This is a genomic window from Thioclava sp. JE_KL1 (genome assembly GCF_009296265.1).
In the GTDB taxonomy this organism is placed as follows: Bacteria; Pseudomonadota; Alphaproteobacteria; order Rhodobacterales; family Rhodobacteraceae; genus Thioclava.
Window position 1 is genome coordinate 1 of record NZ_WBJS01000044.1, and the last position, 2517, is coordinate 2517.

1 protein-coding gene is annotated in these 2517 nt (G+C 59.8%); it reads left to right on the forward strand.

What is annotated here, in order from left to right; translation table 11 throughout:
• The first annotated feature begins 448 nt into the window (after positions 1-448).
• A complete protein-coding gene (locus F8R15_RS20765) occupies positions 449-2188 on the forward strand; it encodes a hypothetical protein (protein WP_152845858.1) in 1740 nt (579 codons plus the stop codon).
• Positions 2189-2517: the final 329 nt, after the last annotated feature.

Sequence of the window (2517 nt, forward strand, 5' to 3'; positions counted from 1 at the left end):
CCTGTTCAACCAGGTTGCTCTCTCGGCCACGTGTGCCGGGGGTTTTGTACATCATAACACAAGCCTGACTTGTGTTTTTCAGCGCCATTGAGGTGTCCTTCACCCCTAGCACGTCGCGGACCACGAACCACGGGTCACCGTTGATCATGATTGCGTGGATCGAGTTTCCGTCTAGGGCAGGATAGCTATGCAGAGCTTCAAGGTGGATCGGCAGTCAGGCGCTTGGGGAATTAGGGGACACCATTAGAAACAGGCCCTGCTCTCGTCATGCGGGTCCTACATCTTCTCCCTTATCTCCAACGAGGACCCGATGTCGCTTGACCATCTCGTATGCCGTAAGCTTCTTCCCGCCCCGCCGCCTTTACCCATCAACCCCAAACTGGTGCAGTTACCATTAAGTAGAGATGATGTTTGTACCATAAGACCACCTGGCCTCGCTGAGAATGTGATGAAGGAGCTAGGGGAGGTCTTTCTCAGCCGTGGGGTTGCCGCCTCTGCTGACCAGATCAAGGCCCTGCAAGCTGTAGCTGATTGCCTCGGGGACATGGCTGAGGGGCGAGCAGCTCCACGTCTCCATGTCAGCAGTCTCGACCCCGGAATGGGAAAGACCACCTTGCTTGCTCGCTTCCTCCATGAGGTAAGTGTGTCCCCTGACCATGATGATGTCGGGCTGGTGGTGTTCGTATCCCGTCTGGACGAGATCGAACGGCTAGTCTCCGATGCAGACCTGCACCCTGCGGACTTTGCTGTTCTGACCTCCAATCCGGGACTCAACAGGCTGTCGCCCACGCAGCCTAACCATGCTCAGATACTCTTTACGACACAGCAGATGCTGGCTCGTCGATGCTCCGGCGGTGTGTTTAGGCACTGCGGTGACTTCCACTTTCATGGCAAGGTGCGGCAGGTGCGGCTTTGGGATGAGGGCCTCGACCCGCAAGCCATCGCCACAATCTCCAGCGACGAGCTGGGCGGTGTGCTGCCAGCCCTCCGAGAGGTCTCTGTCTCGCTTGCGGACTGGGTCCAGCGCTGCCTGGAGCTGCTCTTGGTGTCTCCAGAGGCGGTCTACCACTGGCCGCGACTACCAGAAGGTCTAAGGTTCCTGGTTCTCCCTCGCGAGCTACCGGACCATGTCCGTGATTTGGTCGCCAAGGTCATGGGGGCAGCGGGGCGACCTGTCCGTGTGCTCCCCTCCTCAGGGCAGAAGAAGATAGCGCTCAACATCCGAGACGCATTGCCCGAGGACTTCGCCCCAGCCCTGATCCTTGATGCCTCCGCTAGGGTCCGCACCAGCTACCGCGAGTGGCAGAGACAGTCCGCTGGTCCCGTCCTCCTCCCGTCAGCCGCGAAGAGCTACGCGCCCCTTACACTCCACCTTCTGGATCAGGGGGGCGGCAAGTTCAGCTGGCAAGAGAACGGTGATCAACTTGCCCGAGAGATTGCCACCATCATTGATAGCAAGCCCGATGAGCCGTGGCTTGTGATTCACCATAAGGCCTTCGGAAAGGTGGCCCCGGAACAGCTGATCAAGGCCCACTGTCAGACCGAAGTGGACCGTGTCGAGTTCCTGAGCTGGGGGAGCCACCGCAGCACCAACGCCTTCCACCACGTCCCCAACGTGATCGTTGCGGGTCTGATGCACCTCCCCGAGAGCCAGCTCAGGGGCCTTGCTTATGCTAGCAGTGGCCTCCCCGTGACCGAGGAGCTGCCTGAGGGTCTGGTCGAAGAGATCGAGCTGGGAGAACTGGGAGACATTCTTCTGCAGGCTGTCGGTCGTGGACGCGCCCGTGGCTGTGCAGGTGGTCGCTGCCTTCCCTGTGACGCCCACATCATCGCAGCACCTCGCTATGGACTACGTGAGGCGCTCCCCGGGTGGTTTCCCGACGCTCGGATCGCGACTTGGAACCCCAAGCACAAGCCCTTGCGTGGGAGCCTGAGGGATGCTGTCGGCTTCATCGAGGCGCGGCTGGCCAAATACCCGACGGCTCCAATCCACTTCACAGACCTGATGGAAGTGACGGGCTATCGGGACCGCTCCAACTTCAACAAGCGGATCCGGCGTCACAAGGACATGAAAGCTGCAATAGAGCGCCTCGGGCTGATTGAGGTCTCTATCCACTCCCCGCGCGGATGCGATGCCTTCCAACGCATCTTTGGTCCCCTAAAGAGCGCGAGCTACATCTCCGGCTAGTTGGGGGCAAAAATCTGAGCGGTCTACCAATGCTTTCCTCGTTTCCGTTTCCCCCCTTGGGGTGTCGTGACTACCCCAGTGTGGACTGCAGCTCAAAACCCTGAGAGAGCCAGTGAAAGCCGCATCAGCTCAGCTAAGGCCCTCTCGCCTCTGCTCATCGCATTGGCCACTACAGGCCATCTCACCCGCTCTCCGCTGCCGTAGAACAGGTCGTAGTACAAAGGGTACCTGTTGACCTCGCCTCGGCAATGTGGATACCCCTGTGTTTGCTGAGGCGTTGGGCCGATGCGGTGCCTGCAACGGGAGACAAACCCACTCCGCCGGCACCA

What these genes read in the sequence shown, in the direction of transcription:
- F8R15_RS20765 (WP_152845858.1), top strand. Translation starts at nt 449, where the DNA reads ATGAAGGAGCTAGGGGAGGTCTTTCTCAGCCGTGGGGTTGCCGCCTCT.